The organism is Vibrio taketomensis (assembly GCF_009938165.1).
Lineage (GTDB): Bacteria > Pseudomonadota > Gammaproteobacteria > Enterobacterales > Vibrionaceae > Vibrio > Vibrio taketomensis.
In genome coordinates this window covers 737475-753877 of the sequence record NZ_AP019649.1, presented here as the reverse complement: position 1 = coordinate 753877, position 16403 = coordinate 737475, and the positions used below count along the sequence as shown (strand labels likewise).

General features: G+C 43.2%; 17 protein-coding genes, 1 other RNA gene and 2 pseudogenes. 15 read left to right on the top strand and 5 right to left on the bottom strand.

Annotated elements, in window-relative coordinates:
* Positions 1–148 precede the first annotated feature (148 nt).
* Positions 149–754, bottom strand: a complete 606-nt coding sequence (gene grpE, locus Vt282_RS03495) for a nucleotide exchange factor GrpE (protein ID WP_162046946.1) — start codon at positions 752–754, stop codon at positions 149–151.
* 144 nt (positions 755–898) lie between these two features.
* On the opposite strand from grpE, the gene nadK reads away from it, so the two are divergent.
* Positions 899–1783, top strand: coding sequence for an NAD(+) kinase (gene nadK / locus Vt282_RS03490; protein WP_162046947.1), 885 nt, complete (start codon positions 899–901; stop codon positions 1781–1783).
* Between the two features lie 116 nt (positions 1784–1899).
* Here the strand turns inward: nadK and Vt282_RS03485 are convergent, their stop codons facing one another.
* Complete coding sequence (locus Vt282_RS03485; protein ID WP_162062570.1) at positions 1900–2271, bottom strand: YybH family protein; 372 nt, start codon at positions 2269–2271, stop codon at positions 1900–1902.
* 107 nt (positions 2272–2378) lie between these two features.
* Between Vt282_RS03485 and Vt282_RS03480 the strand changes: the two genes are divergently transcribed.
* The 3 genes from Vt282_RS03480 (at position 2379) to bamE (ending at position 5634) form a co-directional block, all read left to right on the top strand.
* On the top strand, positions 2379–3236 hold the full coding sequence (locus tag Vt282_RS03480; protein ID WP_162062569.1) for a LysR family transcriptional regulator: 858 nt from the start codon (positions 2379–2381) through the stop codon (positions 3234–3236).
* A gap of 225 nt (positions 3237–3461) precedes the next feature.
* On the top strand, positions 3462–5126 hold the full coding sequence (gene recN / locus Vt282_RS03475; protein WP_162062568.1) for a DNA repair protein RecN: 1665 nt from the start codon (positions 3462–3464) through the stop codon (positions 5124–5126).
* Between the two features lie 148 nt (positions 5127–5274).
* Positions 5275–5634 (top strand): outer membrane protein assembly factor BamE, encoded by a 360-nt coding sequence (bamE, locus tag Vt282_RS03470; RefSeq protein WP_162046951.1) that lies wholly within the window; start codon positions 5275–5277, stop codon positions 5632–5634.
* 64 nt (positions 5635–5698) lie between these two features.
* On the opposite strand, the gene Vt282_RS03465 is transcribed toward bamE, so the two are convergent.
* Both Vt282_RS03465 and Vt282_RS03460 read right to left on the bottom strand, forming a co-directional pair.
* The gene (locus Vt282_RS03465) at positions 5699–6052 is read right to left on the bottom strand and encodes an RnfH family protein (RefSeq protein WP_162046952.1); all 354 of its coding nucleotides are present in this window, start codon (positions 6050–6052) and stop codon (positions 5699–5701) included.
* Entirely contained in the window at positions 6042–6485 is a 444-nt protein-coding gene (locus tag Vt282_RS03460) for an SRPBCC family protein (protein ID WP_162046953.1), read from the bottom strand. The genes Vt282_RS03465 and Vt282_RS03460 overlap by 11 nt, the downstream gene beginning before the upstream one ends.
* A 120-nt stretch (positions 6486–6605) precedes the next feature.
* Between Vt282_RS03460 and smpB the strand changes: the two genes are divergently transcribed.
* The 9 genes and pseudogenes from smpB to Vt282_RS20410 all read left to right on the top strand — a co-directional run bounded on the left by smpB (position 6606) and on the right by Vt282_RS20410 (position 12709).
* Positions 6606–7091: an SsrA-binding protein SmpB gene (gene smpB, locus Vt282_RS03455; RefSeq protein ID WP_162046954.1), complete on the top strand. Its 486-nt coding sequence runs from the start codon at positions 6606–6608 to the stop codon at positions 7089–7091.
* 66 nt (positions 7092–7157) lie between these two features.
* Positions 7158–7525, top strand: a transfer-messenger RNA (tmRNA) gene (gene ssrA / locus Vt282_RS03450).
* 302 nt (positions 7526–7827) lie between these two features.
* Positions 7828–7992 (top strand): integrase arm-type DNA-binding domain-containing protein, encoded by a 165-nt coding sequence (locus Vt282_RS20115; protein WP_232055145.1) that lies wholly within the window; start codon positions 7828–7830, stop codon positions 7990–7992.
* A 109-nt stretch (positions 7993–8101) separates the two neighbouring features.
* On the top strand, positions 8102–8245 hold the full coding sequence (locus tag Vt282_RS21635) for a hypothetical protein (RefSeq protein ID WP_415663435.1): 144 nt from the start codon (positions 8102–8104) through the stop codon (positions 8243–8245).
* Between the two features lie 94 nt (positions 8246–8339).
* Positions 8340–8600, top strand: a complete 261-nt coding sequence (locus tag Vt282_RS21450) for a tyrosine-type recombinase/integrase (RefSeq protein ID WP_332057944.1) — start codon at positions 8340–8342, stop codon at positions 8598–8600.
* A gap of 1208 nt (positions 8601–9808) precedes the next feature.
* Positions 9809–9988 (top strand): annotated as a pseudogene (locus Vt282_RS21630) (AlpA family phage regulatory protein); the annotation flags it as partial.
* 417 nt (positions 9989–10405) lie between these two features.
* A complete protein-coding gene (locus tag Vt282_RS03435) occupies positions 10406–10765 on the top strand; it encodes a hypothetical protein (protein ID WP_162062567.1) in 360 nt (119 codons plus the stop codon).
* 341 nt (positions 10766–11106) lie between these two features.
* Complete coding sequence (locus Vt282_RS03430; protein ID WP_162062566.1) at positions 11107–11754, top strand: helicase RepA family protein; 648 nt, start codon at positions 11107–11109, stop codon at positions 11752–11754.
* A 649-nt stretch (positions 11755–12403) separates the two neighbouring features.
* Positions 12404–12709 (top strand): hypothetical protein, encoded by a 306-nt coding sequence (locus Vt282_RS20410; RefSeq protein WP_232055099.1) that lies wholly within the window; start codon positions 12404–12406, stop codon positions 12707–12709.
* Between the two features lie 246 nt (positions 12710–12955).
* On the opposite strand, the gene Vt282_RS03420 is transcribed toward Vt282_RS20410, so the two are convergent.
* On the bottom strand, positions 12956–13417 hold the full coding sequence (locus Vt282_RS03420) for a hypothetical protein (protein ID WP_162062565.1): 462 nt from the start codon (positions 13415–13417) through the stop codon (positions 12956–12958).
* Positions 13418–13895: 478 nt separating this feature from the next.
* Here Vt282_RS03420 and Vt282_RS03415 point away from each other — a divergent pair.
* Together Vt282_RS03415 and Vt282_RS03410 are read left to right on the top strand one after the other, a co-directional pair.
* Positions 13896–16191, top strand: a pseudogene (locus tag Vt282_RS03415) (type I restriction-modification system subunit M).
* Positions 16191–16394 carry a hypothetical protein gene (locus tag Vt282_RS03410; protein WP_162062564.1) on the top strand — a complete coding sequence of 68 codons (204 nt, stop codon included), beginning with the start codon at positions 16191–16193 and terminating at the stop codon, positions 16392–16394. The pseudogene Vt282_RS03415 and the gene Vt282_RS03410 overlap by 1 nt, the downstream one beginning before the upstream one ends.
* The last annotated feature ends 9 nt before the right edge of the window (positions 16395–16403 follow it).

The following is a 16403-nucleotide window of genomic DNA, read 5'->3' as shown; positions in this document are numbered from 1 at the left end:
CCATAGATAAGGGCGTCAAACGGCATTTCAAGGGAACAAGCAAAAAAAAAATGAAAAAAAATGAGCGTTGAGAATATCGAACTTAAAAAAACGCCCCATCCGAAGACGAGGCGTTAATTTCAATTTTAGCGTGAAAGCTAAAGCACGATTATTTCGCGACCATTACCATTGCTGGGCGAATCACGCGGCCATTTAGCTCGTAACCTTTTTGCATTACGAACATCACCGTGTTTGACTCATGGTCTGGGCTTTCTTGAATTGACATCGCTTGGTGGAATTCTGGGTTGAATGCTTCACCTTCAGGATTGATCTCTTTCAAGCCAAACTTAGCTACAGCGCCAGCAAACGTTTTGTGCGTCAGCTCTACACCTTCAAGCAGTGGCTTCACAACTTCATTTTCAGCATCTGCTGCTGCAATCGCGCGTTCTAGGTTGTCGATTACTGGCAGTAGTTCTTCTGCAAACTTGTTTAGTGCGTATTTACGAGCTTTGTCGATCTCTTGCTCTGTACGACGGCGCATGTTTTCTACTTCTGCTTTTGCACGTAGAACGCTGTCTTGCTGCTCCTTAAGCTTTGCCTCGCTTGAAAGTAGAGCGGCTTCTAGTTGTGCAATTTTCGCTTCTTGCTCATCTAGTTCAGTCTCTTCATTCCATTCAATATCAGCGTCTGTGCCAACGGCTTCTACTTCAGGCTCAACCGCATTTTGTTGCTGTTGAAGCTCTTCTTCTTGGATCTTTTTCTCTTCGTTGCTCATGATATCTCCAGAATTCTCGTATTTGTGTTACTTGAGTGCGAGGAATGCACTCGATTAATACACAAAAATTCGCATATTTAGCTAACTTGCCATTATTATGGGGATGAAGATTATCGAATCAAGCCTATTTGTGCCGGAAAAGCCATGAAAAAACCTTTTGAAGTGATCGCCATCATTGGTAAGCCTCGAGATCAGCAAGCTATTCAGACTCATAAAGAGCTCTATGACTGGCTAATTGACGAAGGTTACAGCGTTTATATTGATGACCGTTTGAGCGACATTTTAACGGATATTCCAAACGAACATTTTGCGAGCCTGATTCAATTAGGTAAAGCCGCTGATTTAGCGATCGTAGTTGGTGGTGACGGTAACATGCTTGGTGCGGCACGCGTGCTCTCACGTTTTGATATTTCCGTCATTGGGGTTAACCGTGGCAATCTTGGTTTCCTTACTGACTTGGATCCCGACGATTTCACGACCTCCCTCAAAGCTGTGCTTGATGGCGAATTTATCGAAGAAGAACGTTTTCTTCTCGAAGCCGAGATTCATCGTCACAAACAAATAAAAAGCCATAATGCCGCATTAAATGAAGCCGTGCTTCACCCTGGTCAAGTTGCGCATATGATTGAATTTGAGGTCTATATCGACGATAGCTTTGCGTTTTCTCAGCGTTCAGATGGTTTGATTATCTCTACCCCAACCGGCTCAACGGCTTATTCGCTTTCTGGTGGCGGCCCTATTTTGTCACCTAGCCTCAATGCGATTTCATTGGTGCCGATGTTTCCGCACACACTCTCCAGCCGGCCATTAGTGGTAGACAGTAAGCGCCGAATTAAACTGGTGGTATCACCTGAAAACCGTGGCACACAAGAGATTAGTTGTGACGGACAAGTCTCTCTACCAGTATCACCTGGTGATGAGATTCATATCTACCAAAGCCCTAACGTACTTAAACTGATCCATCCAAAGGATTACAGCTACTATCACGTACTACGTAATAAATTGGGTTGGGCGAGTAAGCTATTCTAGAGATGTGGTTGGCAAGCGAGCACATAAATCACGACTCGCTTTAATTAACTAAATACGAACAGCAAAACGCTCGCTAAAATAGCAAAGGCTTGCCCTCTAAAAGCAAGCCTTTTTCATTAACGTTCACCCAACACTTCAAAATCGTCGCTGACTAAACGCGCTTTTCCGTCAGTATCTATTTGCCATACTTCTTTATGCACCACACCGAAGGCTTGGTTCATGGTCCATTTCGCCGACAAGATAAATGCATTGTCACCATGAGGTTGCCATTCAACATCTGTGTAGTCGACATCTTTAAATCCTTTATCCATGATGTCTTGCCAGAAAGCTTGAATAGCTTCACGACCAACAAACTCGCCAAATGGACGCGCATGCATGACGCAGTTTTCTTGATACTGCGCGGCACATCCTTTCGCATCTTGACTGTTAAACGCCACCTGCCATGCTGCGATGCCTTGTTTGCACGCTTCTAGTACTGAATTGTTCATTTCTTATATCCATGTTGTTCAATCGTTTGATACCACAAGCGTAGATCAATTGATTACAATGAAATACAAAGACAATGGAAAACACTATTTAACTAAAGAGAACAATCATGAACCGCTTAAGACAGATGGCCATCTTCGCCCATATCGTTGAACAAGGTTCCGTATCTGCGGCAGCAGATAAACTCGAACTGTCTAAATCGGTAGTAAGCCAGCACCTCAAGGCGCTCGAGCAAGAACTCGGTGTAACGCTATTAAAACGCACAACGCGACGACAAACGCTAACAGGTATTGGTGAAGAGTTTTATCTCAGTTGTAAAAACATTAACGACATCACTCACCAAGCCTGGAATAAGGTGCACCAACAAATTAACGAGCCGAGTGGTCGCATTCGTATTACCGCTTCACACGCTCTAATGGACAGCTTGGTCGCACCTGTCATTGCAACACTTCTCAAAGATTATCCAAAATTACGCCCTGAACTTATTAATGATGATCAATATTTAGATTTCATGCAGCATGACATCGACTTAGCGATTCGGGTTGGCACCTCGCCGGATAGTAACCTCAAGCAAAAACGCATTGGGAAATTTCGTGATGTACTGTGCGGACGAGCAGAAATGCAAAGTCAGCCACTAGCAAACTTGCCATATATCGCCAATCAGTGGCAGGGACGCCACTATCGGCATTTATTACAAACCCAAAGTGGAGAGCAACACACATTCATCAGTGACGCCATTTGCATTACCAACTCCTTTCACAGTGCCTTGGCATTAATTCGCGAAGGCGCAGGCATTGGATTAATACCCGATTTTTATTTACCATCGCTGAAAAATGAACTCGTAAACCTCACACCAAAGCTGATGTTACCTGAAAACAGTGTTTATGCGCTCACTGCATTCAACTCGCATCCACCCGTGGCCGTTTTAACGTGCATTGAGCGACTTGAGCACCAATTGCGTAACTAAACGAACAATGCTCGTTTTCATTTTTTACCCTATGAAGCAATAACTTAATGATTAAACCACTGCTTACTTATTAGCTAATTTGGCGATTAACAAAGCAAACGATGCAAACTGCTCAAAAGAAACTCAATTTTCATCACAAATTTTACCTTGTTATATTTACTGTATATAGAAACAGTATATACTGAATCTATATACAGTGTTGTTCATTTAAACAGGTAACTCAAAATGCTGGCTCATTTAAGTGTTAATAATTTCGCTATTGTTAAATCTTTGCAGCTAGAACTTTCTAAAGGCATGACCACCATTACCGGTGAAACTGGTGCAGGTAAGTCGATTGCGATTGATGCACTGGGTTTGTGCTTAGGCGGCCGTGCCGAAGCCTCGATGGTGCGTCAAGGTGAAGAAAAAACCGAAGTCAGTGCAGCATTTTCTCTGGAGAATAACCTTCATGCGACTCGCTGGTTAGAAGACAATGAGCTGTTAGATGGCAATGACTGTATTTTACGTCGTACGATTACCAACGATGGTCGTTCACGTGCCTTTATCAACGGTAGCCCTGTTCCCCTTTCGCAACTTAAATCTTTAGGGCAATTGTTAATCAACATTCACGGCCAACACGCGCACCATCAATTGATGAAAAGCGAATATCAACTGGCAATGCTTGATCAGTATGCTGGACACCTTAACTTGCTGAAAAACACCCGCAACGCCTACCAAAACTGGCGTCAAGCGGATAACAACCTCAAGCAACTACGTGAAAATAGCGCACAAAACCAAGCGCAAAAACAACTGCTTGAATACCAAATTAAAGAGCTCAACGAGCTAGCATTGGGTGAGGAAGAATATGATGAACTCGAACAAGAGCATAAGCGCCTCTCCAATAGCGGAGAACTTGCCTCTACATGCCAACAAGCGATCGAACTTATTTACGAAGGTGAAGAAGTTAATGCGCTTGGTATTTTGCAATCAGCCAGTCAGTCCCTAATTCAACTTGCAGAATTGGACGAAAAATTAGCTGAATTGCCGAATATGCTGGCTGAGGCAATTATTCAAGTTGAGGAAGCAAATAGTGAGCTGCGTAACTACCTCGACAATATTGATGTAGACCCTGCTCGCATGGCATTTGTGGAAGAGCGCTTTTCAAAAGTCATGTCGATTTCACGCAAGCATCACGTACTGCCAGAAGCGCTCTACCAACACCATCAAGATCTATTGGCGCAAATCGAGCTGCTTGATTGCTCTGATGAAAAACTTGAAGAGTTAGCTCAAGAAGTAGAAATAAAATACCAAGAATTTCTTGCTCATGCAGACAAACTACATCAATCACGTAGCCGTTATGCCAAAGAGCTGAATAAATTGATCACCAAGAGCATGCATGAACTCAGTATGGAAAAAGCGCAGTTCTGCATTGAAGTCAGCAACCAAGGCGCTCACCCAACACCATTGGGTTTAGATAATGTCTGCTTCTTGGTTTCGACCAACCCAGGCCAGCCAATGCAGCCGATTGCTAAAGTGGCTTCAGGTGGTGAACTTTCACGTATCTCACTAGCTATTCAAGTCATCACCGCGCAGAAAGTCGATACTCCAAGCCTGATCTTCGATGAAGTGGATGTCGGTATCAGTGGCCCAACCGCGGCGGTAGTTGGCAAAATGCTACGTAAACTGGGTGAATCAACACAAGTATTGTGTGTTACCCACCTTCCACAAGTTGCAGGTTGTGGCCATCAACAATTGTTCGTTGCGAAACAAACCAAAGGCGGTAAAACAGAAACACAAATGAGCAAATTGTGTGAAGATCAACGTGTCGCAGAGCTAGCTCGCCTACTCGGTGGTAGCCAAATTACCGAATCAACTCTGGCAAACGCGCGAGAATTGTTGATTGCTGCATAATTTTTTCTCGAATCGAGTCCCGAGTTTGCAACCTAATTCAAAAATCAGGGTCTGAACTAATTCAAAACAAGATGAGCTTTTTACATTAGGAGCAAGCTTGTTTATTATCAGCCCAGATTAACAAATGGATAGTTACAAGAATTTGAGTATGCAATTGAAAAAGTGGCTTATCGCACTACCACTCGCGATGACGATGCTGACAGGTTGTTCGGTATTAGAGAAGTTGGTGTATCGCATTGACATCAACCAAGGTAACTATGTCGAACAACAATCAGTCGATCAATTAAAGTTTGGTATGAGCAAGGAGCAGGTGCGTTTCGTATTGGGCTCACCAATGCTAGTAGAAAACGGATACCCAAATGTGTGGTATTACATCTACTACCACACACATGGTCACAATAAACCGATTCAACGCAATCTAATTGCAAATTTTGACCCGCAAGGTCGATTGGTTGAAGTGACTGGTGATTACCCTGTAAGTGATGCTTTCTTTGAAAGTATTAACTAAACAAATAGACATCAAAAAGGCTCGCATTTAGCGAGCCTTTTTCGTTGATAAGCACTAAGAAAAACTAGTCTGTCTTGCGTAGTGAATTTGGCTTACCACCTGTAACCGGATCAGCCGAGCCAGCAGCTTTTGCTTGTTCTGCACGTTTACGGCGAATCTCTTTTGGATCCGCTAATAGCGGACGATAAATCTCAATACGATCACCATCGCGCACCGTCGCATCTAAGCGAACATTACGGCTGTATACGCCGACTTTGTTCTCTTTAAGATCAATCTCAGGATAAAGTTCTAACACGCCTGATTGAGCGATGATCTCTTCAACCGTCATTGCCTTGTTCACCACTAAGGTAAACACTCGTTGTTCATGAGGAAGTGCATACACTACCTCTACATGAATCATATCTGACTCAATACTCATAACACTCGTACACCTGTTTCGCGCGTTTGGTAAAAGCATTCACCATGTTACTGGTCAATTCATTAAAGATTTTGCCGAAAGCCATTTCAATCATCTTGCTAGAAAACTCAAATTCCAGCTTTAATTCAACTTTACAAGCCTGTTCATCAAGTGCAGTAAAAAACCAACCGCCTTTCAATGTTTTAAAAGGCCCATCGACGAGATTCATTAAAATCGCTTGCCCTGCTACCAACTCATTCGAGGTAGTAAAGGTTTTGCTGATCCCCGCTTTTGAAACGTCGACTGAAGCAACCATGCCAGACGTGCTCGCCTCTAGAATACGCGAACCGGAACATCCAGGTAAAAATTCAGGATAACTAGCAACATCATTGACTAGATCAAACATCTGCTCAGCACTAAACGACACCAACGCAGAACGAGTGACTTGCTTCATATATTCTCCTACTTCACGAACAACAAGAGCGTTAAGCTCCATCCAATTTTACTTTTATTTGCCTTGAGCGCAAATAAAGGGATTTGCTAACCCCTCTGTGGGTCGTATAATGTCGCCATTATGGCAAAGAAAAATTCAAAACCGAAAGCGGGTAGCAACACTATCGCGCTTAATAAAAAAGCTCGCCACGAATACTTCATTGACGATGAAATAGAAGCTGGCTTGGAGCTACAAGGCTGGGAAGTGAAAGCCCTACGCCAAGGCAAAGCCAATATCGCAGAAAGCTATGTGTTTATGCGTGACGGAGAAGCCTTTGTCAGCGGGATGACCATCACTCCTCTTAATCAAGCATCGACTCACGTTGTCGCGAACCCAACTCGCGTGCGTAAACTACTTATGAGCCGCCGCGAACTCGACAACCTGTTCGGTCGAATTAACCGCGAAGGTATGACGTTAACAGCCCTATCACTCTACTGGTCTCGCTCTTGGGTAAAAATCAAGATTGGTGTGGCAAAAGGTAAGAAACTGCACGATAAACGTACTGATCTTAAAGAAAAAGATTGGGCACGTGAAAAAGCGCGCGTAATGAAGAGCTCATTGCGTTAATCTTGACCACTTAAACGCAGAGTACTAGACAGGCAAGGCTTTTCTGGTACTATGCACTCAACACTTGGGGCTGATTTAGGATTCGACGGGAATTCAGAAGTCTGAGGTGCATGCCGAGGTGCGGTAGGCCTCGTTAATAAACCGCAAAAAAATAGTCGCAAACGACGAAAACTACGCACTAGCAGCTTAATAACCTGCTCAGAGCTCTCTCGCCCTAGCTTCCGCACGTAAGACGGGGACCAACGAGGGATCAAACCCAAACGCGCTAGCCCGGATTCTCCCGCCTGAGAGATGAACGGCGAATTATAATTCAGGATAGCCATCAGCTAGCGTGTCGGTTCGCAGGTCGGTGGTGAAATTAAAGATCGACTAAGCATGTAGTACCGATGATGAAAGGTTTTCGGACGCGGGTTCAACTCCCGCCAGCTCCACCAAATTCGTATACGAAGACGTTCTAGAACGTTTAAAACCCTCGCAAGAGCTCTAGCGGGGTTTTGCATTTTAGGCATCTAAAATTGTCTCCAGACATCTACCAACATCTATTAAGCCTGGTAACACGGATATTAACACGACTGATTTTTGCGATAAAACGTGTTACCAACGGGGCGGCGAGGAACGTAGTTAAGGAACTAACAAATGTCTGGCTCGTGAAACCTCTTACTGACCTAACGTTGAAAAACGCAAAACCAAGGATAAAGAATACAATCTAAGTGATGGCTATGGGCTTCAATGCAGAATAAAACCGACTGGTACAAAGGTCTGGCTATTCAACTACAAACGTCCATCAACCCATAAAAGAACAAACCTATCGATTGGCCGATACCCTATCGTTGCTCTTAAAGATGCTAGAAACAAACGCGATGAATACCTATCGCTACTTGCGAAGGGATCGACCCATTAGACCACATCAATCAAGAAGCCAATAAGCAATCTCTTTTATTGGAAAACGTCATTGCTCAATGGTTTGAAATTAAAAACACAATGTTAGTAATGAGCATGGAATCGATATTTTGCGTTCTCTAGAACTCCATGTATTACCTAAGATTGGTAACACACCAATTGACCAAATAACGCCAATGATAGTTATCAACTCGCTAAGACCACTAGCAGAAAAGGAAGTTTGGAAACTGTTAAGCGAGTCTGCCAACGATTAAATGAAGTAATGACATTTGCTGTAAATGTTGGGCTTATCGAATTCAACCTTTTAGCAGGTGTTCGACATGCATTTCGTTCACCAAAGCAACTCACATGCCCACACTCAAGCCAGAACAGCTTGGTCAACTAATGGTAGACCTTATGAACGCCAATATCAGGCGTATAACAAGACTGCTCATAGAGTGGCAACTTCATACTATGGTTCGTCCATCTGAGGCTGCTGGTGCTAAGTGGAATGAAATTAACTGGGAGAGATGCTTTGGATTGTTCCACCAATCGCATGAAAAAGGTTTAGAACACATCGTTCCATTGACTCCGCAAGCTTTGCGGATACTGAACAAGCGAAAAGTGTAGTGATGGGTCTCCATATATTTTCCTGCCGACCGAAAACGCAATGAACCTGTAAACCCACAAACAGCCAATATGGCTTTAAAGCGTATGGGATATGAAGGAAAGCTCGTCGCTCATGGACTAAGAGCTCTCGCCAGTACTACATTGAACGAAGAGGATGGCACCCAGACATCATTGAAGCTGCACTAGCGCATGTCGATAAGAATTCAGTTCGACGCGCATATAACAGAGCAAAATACATCGAGAGACGCACTGAAATGATGTGTTGGTGGGTAAGCATATAGATCAAAGTCTATCTCGCTGTCTCACTAATAACTAGAAATGAAACAATGTATGGAAGCGTCTTCCATACATTTTGTTTATTACTATTAAACAATCAGACAAACAAAATGTTAGATATGTTAAAAATAAATAATTTTGAATCAATAACCTTAGCAGGTTTTACACACCACCGTTACAGTAATAAAGGCAATAATAGTTCTGGTAAAACTAACCCTCGAATCGTTCTCAAAAGAATTCGATGACATTCAAGAAATTCTTTTAAATCAAGGCATTAAATCAATTGATATTGAAACATTCGATAAGCATATCAATGTCATGGGGTCTGGTTATTTTAACTACATCAGGGTACAAGAAAGATCAAAAACCTTACTTTCAAACGGCTTTCTAGTTGCACTTATTGACCATTATGCATCAGACCGAAAAACAGCAAACAAGGCAATTAGCCATCTGCTTGAGTTAAACATTAACAAGTACCCAAATCGTCAAATACAACGATATCGCAAAGAATTCAACAACTTCATGCATGATTTTGTGCTGCTTGTAAGTGATGTATACAGCAAAGACACTCAAAAATGTACTCACAGCTTTCAACCATGCTCGAACAATTTTCCGCATCACATATTGGCAACTCAAGAGTAAAAACACCTAATTAAACTCATTGACAGCACTGATCTCGCAAAAAAATACTTAAGTTAATTAGCGAGTCTTTCGACCTTGCAATGAAAGAAGTAATACTGTCAATAAAAGACACCATCTACGGAGTTGCTGTCCGATTTGAAGATACTTCCCATAATAATATAGCACACCGTTTCTATAGACGTCAGGAGAAAACATGATTGTCGAACAACGCATTGTGCGCTTACCTAGTATTCTTGAGACATATGGTGTCTCCCGTGCTTTATTTATAAACAAATGGCTAAAGGCCTGTTCCCTCTCAAGTATCTCTCGGTACTCGCTCTGTAGGCTGGGTTAAAGCTGAAGTAGATTGCATCATGCTTGCCCGATTCAACGGTTACTCAGACGACAAAATTGCAAAATTAGTAACACGTCTAACTGATGAGCGTAAACGCCAACTAGACAGCAACCTATCAAATTTACTAGCAGCCTAGATACATCACCACTTAAAACAGCCTCGACACTTAAGGAGGCTGTTCACCATATCGAGTAAAATGAAGTTTAATTCAAATCACATAACTCTAGATGCCAATGGTTTTGTCATTACTGAAATTAAAATGAAAAGACCCATTCACTAGGCTACAGCAAGGTAAATCTTATGAATCAGGATATATCAACGTTCTTTCTAACCGTTATTGCCCATGTGAAAACTGTTACGATCACAGCGTTGATGTTAATGAACAAAATGCAATCTCTGTGAACACAAACTGGTGTGTGATTCAAGTGAAGGGTGCATGCTGACTGAGCTTACTCCTTTAATGGGCCTATCGGACTACTATATGATATGCTCAAGCGGCCCTTTTGGGCTTCTAGTAAGCAAGACTACAAAGATGTACCGTGTATCGTGCCGTATGCTTCAAGAACTTGATGGGGTGGAAACACCGCATAAGTGCCTATACAACACTCTCAATATTGAATTCTCAATGCCTCATGGCGATTATTATCAATTTGTTTCGAAACTCTTTAGTATTCCATACATCGGCCAATTTGCACTGTACCTAAAGCCTGATGCTGAAGAATGGGTATTACTCATCCCACTGGATAACTGCATCTCATACACACATTGGCGTAAATTAACCGACTGGCTTTGCGATGAGTTAGCGATTCAAAACAAATGGAGTGCGCATTGTTTATCACCATGCCCAACTGAAGGAAATGGCCGATTACACCACACTATCAGTGAGAACTTGGCTTTTCTTTTCCTGCTTTGATGGTTATCGAATCACTTATTCAAAACAATGGCACTAGCCCCTCCGAGCGCAAAAAACGATTGACCCTCTTGATCATTTCAATAAGTTTTTCGATTGGGACAAACTTCTAACTTACCTAGGTTTTTATCGTGTCAATGACTCTGATTGGTGCCTGCCTGATGTAGAGGAATTAAAACCATCTGTGCGCATCTACGACAATATGCTGTACCACCTAGATTGCAACGGGGAACCCATCCTTACCTCAGGCCAGTGCAAATTCGAAGTTGCTAATAATCGGAATCAGTATCTTTCAGTCGAGCGTATTTAGTCTTGCTAATACACTTGCGGTTCATGGAACCGGAATGACTGTTACAGAATATAATCGTTCTTTGGTTGGCTTATTTGAACCAAAACGCGAACAACTTGACTCTTTCGTTGTTAAATCGGGCTCTCAAGGATGGGATGAAGAAGTGCAATGGATTGTTGAAAATCAATTTCAAGCTAATTCATTGAACATGGTTTATGGGCCTTCCGGCTCTTTCAAATCTTTTCATGCTACGGATTTAGCTGCGTGTGTAGTCACTGGCACTCCATGGGGAACAAGCGGTGTGACTCAGGGAAACGTAATATACATTGCTGCAGAAGGGGATGTTGGACTAAGCAAACGGATCAAAGCTTGGGAGCTAATCAATGGCCAAGAAACACACAACCTATTCCGAATTGGGCAACCGCTAGCACTCACGCAAAGTAATGACTTCGAACAATTACTTAAAGTGATTGATTTTACTTGTCGAAAGCATGGCGATATCAAAATGATAGTTATTGATACTCTAGCACGATGCTTTGGTAATGGTGACGAGAATAGTGCCAAAGATATGGGAGCATTTATCGCCGCATGTGACCGCCTGAAACAGCACACCCAAGCAGCTATCTTGCTTGTTCACCATACAGGTAAGGATGCAACAAGGGGCTCGTGGCAACTCATCACTCAAAGCTGCATTAGATACTGAATTTCGGATTGAACGTAAACATAACGCTTCAAGCTACCTACTACCTGTACCAAACAAAAGATTCAGAACCTATGATTCCGCAAGTAATTTGTCTATCCCGTGTAAGCCTGTCAGACCACAAGGCAGTACTTCACTATGTCGCACGACCAGTCCAACACAAAAGAAGGTATGAAAAAGGAATCGAAAATCTCCCAATCCTCAAAAACACCACCGTCAAACTATCTATCTTAACGTCTTCCGGGGAAGCTGTAGTCGAGAGAATTTAAATAAATCATTTAAAGAACAGCAAGTTAAAGACGTTAGCGATGGTAACTCACGAACTCAATTAACACGCAATCCAACAACTAGAAAAAACGGGCAGATTTCAGTAGATAAAGAACTAAAGCAGATTTCATTGGTTAATCAAAGCTAAATTCTACTGTTCGTATTACCATTACAATTATAGTTACATGCATCACCTTGTAACTGTAACGCTTTGGCACAACCAGAGCATTAAGCAAATATATCTCATTACAGTTACATTACCCCTATAGGGGGATATTGTAACAATGAGATGTTGCTTAGTGAGTATGTGTATTTTGACTGATTAAAGAATTAACTCCTACATTACATTAAAATTAATATTAGAACCATCTAATAAAGGAAGTGTATGCCTGGACCTTTAGGTAACTGTAATAACAACAAGTACCAAATCGAATACGCAAAGCAAGCCTACAAGCTCTGCTTATTGGGAGCTAGAGACCAAGACTTAGCGCATTTCTTTGACGTTCATCGTGATACGATATTTCATTGGGTCAGCTTATATCCCAAGTTCGCTGAGGCTCGTAAACGTGGCAAGTTACAAGCCGATGCAGAAGTTGCTTATCAGCTATTCAAACGCGCTACTGGCGTTACAGTGAAGGAGAAGGTTTTGAGTTCGGGTGAGATTGTTCAATACAGAAGAATTGCCACCTGACGTACGAGCGATGGAGTTCTGGTTACGATGCCGTAGCCGTGAGAACTGGAATGCTAAGCAGGTACTGGAGCTATCAGGGAACCAAGAAAACCCTTTATCATTCATTATGGCTGACATCGCAAGTGACGCAGAGAACGCATCTCCCTGCCGCCAAATTCCCAAAACAACATTTAACATAATGTACGTAATGTGCACTAGAGCCTAAAAACTCGTTAATATGACCTCTTTGAAGCGATTTCGGCAGTATTAATTGAATAAGAATTGCATAAAACTGCATAATCCACGGTACGAGGCACTAAACAAACCACAAAGTGCCTCAAACATCACCGTTACTACGTTCCAATAATTGTCATACGTAGTTCGAAATTTGTAGAACTCTTGAGATACATCCTTTGCGTTAGGACTAATACTTAAGTTTTGCAACAAACACACCATCCTAGGATTATCCTCGTGCCCTCCTTGGCTAACCGAGAAACCCAAGTCTGACCAAAACTTAACTCGTTTTAAATGCTGGATCTCTGGGTTCTCATCGCCGATTGAGCTAAGGTTGCCATAACATTTGGTTGCACTAAGTAATGTTGGTTCCATAATGCTTTTATAGAGCTCGACTAAAATTGAGACAGCAAGTGAACTGTACCCTACTTGCTTCTGGTAGCTGTAAAGGTCAACAAACCTTATCTTGTTATAAAGATCATCAAACTCCGTCATAACCCATGCTTTATGATCAAGCCGACCATCCGTTAGCCTTTCACTCACTTTAACATCAACCGTCATCCTTGTAGGGCATCACATATATCTAGCTCTACCACTAAACCATCCTCTCAAAAGTTAATTCAATGTCTTTCAAGTATTCAGCTTTCATAGATATCTCTCCTATTTGAATCAAGGACGACTATGCAGGCATACTGAACTATTTTGATAAAGAGCCTGTTTTTGGCGACAGCTTCTCAATAAATTTCACATGATAATCAGAATTTTAGTTTGAATTAGTGGCAGTTAGTGAATGGAGATCAAAGACAGGCTCCAGCTTTATGGGTTCATAGGGGGCGAGATCAGCCAACACCCTCCCCATATCCATGAATCGGCGTAAAATTTATCTCATTTTCCAATTACCCGCATTAATACATCACAAAGATAATCAGCATTCATATATAATCGGAGCAATTTTATTGTCTCTGTACGTATCATGACTAACAACAACTTCTCTCAAACCGCTGCCTTTATCTGGTCAGTGGCTGACCTGCTTCGCGGTGACTTCAAACAATCTCAGTACGGTCGTGATCCTGCCGTTTACCCTGCTTCGTCGCCTTGAGTGTGCTTGAGCCAAGCAAAGATGCCGTGGTTGCCGAGCATGAACGCATTAAGGCGATGAACCTGCCAGAAGAAGCGCAGGAAAAGTTCTTACTACGTGCAACACAATCACCAGCGCAGCCTGATGGTTTGTCGTTCTTCAACACCTCGCCAATGAACCTTGGCAAGATGGGGCAAAGCAACATCAAGGCGAACCTTGAGAATACGTGCAGTCATTCTCCAAAGATGCGCGTGAGATTTTCGAGCACTTCAAGTTCGATGAATTTGTTGGTTTGCTGGAAGATGCCAACCTGCTTTACAAAGTGGTGAAGAAGTTTGCCACCACCGACCTTAGCCCAAGTAATATCTCTAACTACGAGATGGGTTTGGTGTTTGAAGAATTGATCCGCCGCTTTGCGGAAAGCTCGAATGAAACGGCGGGTGAACACTTTACCCGCGTGACATCGTGCGCCTGACTACCTCATTGGTATTTATGGAAGACGATGAAGCCCAACCAAAGACGGCATCATCCGCACCATCTATGACCCAACAGCGGGTACAGGTGGCTTCCTCTCGTCAGGCATGGAATACGTGCACGAACTTAACCCGAAAGCAGTGATGCGTGCATTTGGTCAGGAGCTAAACCCTGAGTCTTACGCTATCTGTAAGGCAGATATGCTGATCAAAGGGCAAGATGTTAGCCGCATCAAACTAGGCAACACCTGTCGAATGACCAACTGCCAGCCGACAAGTTTGACTACATGCTGTCTAACCCGCCGTTCGGTGTCGATTGGAAAAAGATTGAGGGTGAAATCAAAGACGAGCACGAACAAAAGGCTTTGATGGACGCTTTGGCGCAGGCTTGCCGCGTGTTTCTGATGGCTCGCTTCTGTTCTTGATGCACCTTATCAGCAAGATGCGTGATAAGAAGAACGTCGATAACCTTGTTACTGATGGTGGTCGTATTGGCATTATCCTTAACGGTTCGCCGCTGTTTACAGGCGGTGCGGGTAGTGGTGAAAGTGAAATTCGTCGCTTACATCTTAGAGGCTGACCTACTTGAAGCCATTGTCGCGCTACCAACCGATATGTTCTACAACACAGGCATTGCGACCTACGTTTGGGTGCTGACCAACAAGAAAGACCAGAGCGTAAAGGCAAAGTGCAGCTTATCAATGGTGCCAACTTAAGCAGCAAAATGCGTAAGTCGCTGGGTTCTAAGCGTCACTTCCTGACCGATGATGAAATCCGCGCCATCACCAAGAACTTTGGTGAGTTTGTTGAGGTGGATACCCTGACAGAAAGTGGCAAACCACTAACCGCTAAGATTTTTGATACGCATGAGTTTGGCTACCGCCGCCTGACCATCGAGCGCCCACTGCGTCTTTCTGCGCAAATCACTGATGCAGCGGTGGAATCACTGCGCTTTGCACCTAAACCATTTAACGCGGTAATGCAGGCTGTCTTTGAGCAGTTCGGCTCCGAGTGGAATGAAGAGACTTATGGCTCACTGATTGACGTAGAAACCGAAGTGCGTGCGCTGATCAAAGCCGACTTCCCTGAGCTGAAAGAAAAGCAAATCAAAGACGTATTGGACAGCAAACTTTGGCTTAGCCAGAAAGCCCTAATGGATGCAGCAAAAGCTCTGCAAGTTGCCGTGGGCGACAAGCTTGGCGGAAAGGCGCAGCAATCTGACGACTTCAACCAGTTTGAGCTGGCCCTCAAAGGCGCATTCAAGGCTACTGGCATCAAGTTCGACGCCAAGCAGAAGAAACAGTTTACCGATGCGATTACTTGGAAGAACCAAGACGCTGAGCCTGTGATCAAGAAAGTGCTGAAAGAAGATGCGCAGCCGTTGTACGGGGCTTTCGACTACAAAGGAAAAGTGGTTGAGTTCCAACAGGATGGCGACCTGCGTGATAACGAGAACGTGCCGCTAGATCCAACAGTGACCACATCAACCTAATCGAAAGCTACTTCAAGCGCGAAGTGCAGCCACACGTTGTCGATGCGTGGATTAACGCAGACAAGCGCGATGACAAAGACAATGAAATTGGTGTGGTGGGTTACGAAATCCCATTCAACCGCCATTTCTATGTTTACCAGCCACCACGTGTGCTGGAAGCCATGATGCCGATTTGGATGTCGTGAGTGCAGACATTATGAAGCTACTGCAAGAGGTGCATTCATAATGGGTAAGTATCAGGCATATCCGGAATATCAGGCTTCAGGCATCAGCAGCTTAGACACGCTTCCGTCGCACTGGAACACAAAACAAGTTCGATACCTTTTAAAAGATGGTGCAGAGGGAATTAAAATTGGGCCATTTGGAAGCGCATTAAAACTTGAAGACATGGTAGAAGATGGCATTTTGTTTTTGGACAAGAAAATGTAATCAAAAAAC

Bases quoted from the DNA above. Each gene is read 5' to 3' on its own strand.
- grpE (WP_162046946.1), bottom strand. From the start codon at position 754: ATGAGCAACGAAGAGAAAAAGATCCAAGAAGAAGAGCTTCAACAGCAA.
- nadK (WP_162046947.1), top strand. From the start codon at position 899: ATGAAAAAACCTTTTGAAGTGATCGCCATCATTGGTAAGCCTCGAGAT.
- Vt282_RS03485 (WP_162062570.1), bottom strand. From the start codon at position 2,271: ATGAACAATTCAGTACTAGAAGCGTGCAAACAAGGCATCGCAGCATGG.
- Vt282_RS03480 (WP_162062569.1), top strand. From the start codon at position 2,379: ATGAACCGCTTAAGACAGATGGCCATCTTCGCCCATATCGTTGAACAA.
- recN (WP_162062568.1), top strand. From the start codon at position 3,462: ATGCTGGCTCATTTAAGTGTTAATAATTTCGCTATTGTTAAATCTTTG.
- bamE (WP_162046951.1), top strand. From the start codon at position 5,275: ATGCAATTGAAAAAGTGGCTTATCGCACTACCACTCGCGATGACGATG.
- Vt282_RS03465 (WP_162046952.1), bottom strand. From the start codon at position 6,052: ATGAGTATTGAGTCAGATATGATTCATGTAGAGGTAGTGTATGCACTT.
- Vt282_RS03460 (WP_162046953.1), bottom strand. From the start codon at position 6,485: ATGAAGCAAGTCACTCGTTCTGCGTTGGTGTCGTTTAGTGCTGAGCAG.
- smpB (WP_162046954.1), top strand. From the start codon at position 6,606: ATGGCAAAGAAAAATTCAAAACCGAAAGCGGGTAGCAACACTATCGCG.
- Vt282_RS21450 (WP_332057944.1), top strand. From the start codon at position 8,340: ATGCCCACACTCAAGCCAGAACAGCTTGGTCAACTAATGGTAGACCTT.
- Vt282_RS03435 (WP_162062567.1), top strand. From the start codon at position 10,406: ATGCTTCAAGAACTTGATGGGGTGGAAACACCGCATAAGTGCCTATAC.
- Vt282_RS03430 (WP_162062566.1), top strand. From the start codon at position 11,107: ATGACTGTTACAGAATATAATCGTTCTTTGGTTGGCTTATTTGAACCA.
- Vt282_RS20410 (WP_232055099.1), top strand. From the start codon at position 12,404: ATGCCTGGACCTTTAGGTAACTGTAATAACAACAAGTACCAAATCGAA.
- Vt282_RS03420 (WP_162062565.1), bottom strand. From the start codon at position 13,417: ATGACGGAGTTTGATGATCTTTATAACAAGATAAGGTTTGTTGACCTT.
- Vt282_RS03410 (WP_162062564.1), top strand. From the start codon at position 16,191: ATGGGTAAGTATCAGGCATATCCGGAATATCAGGCTTCAGGCATCAGC.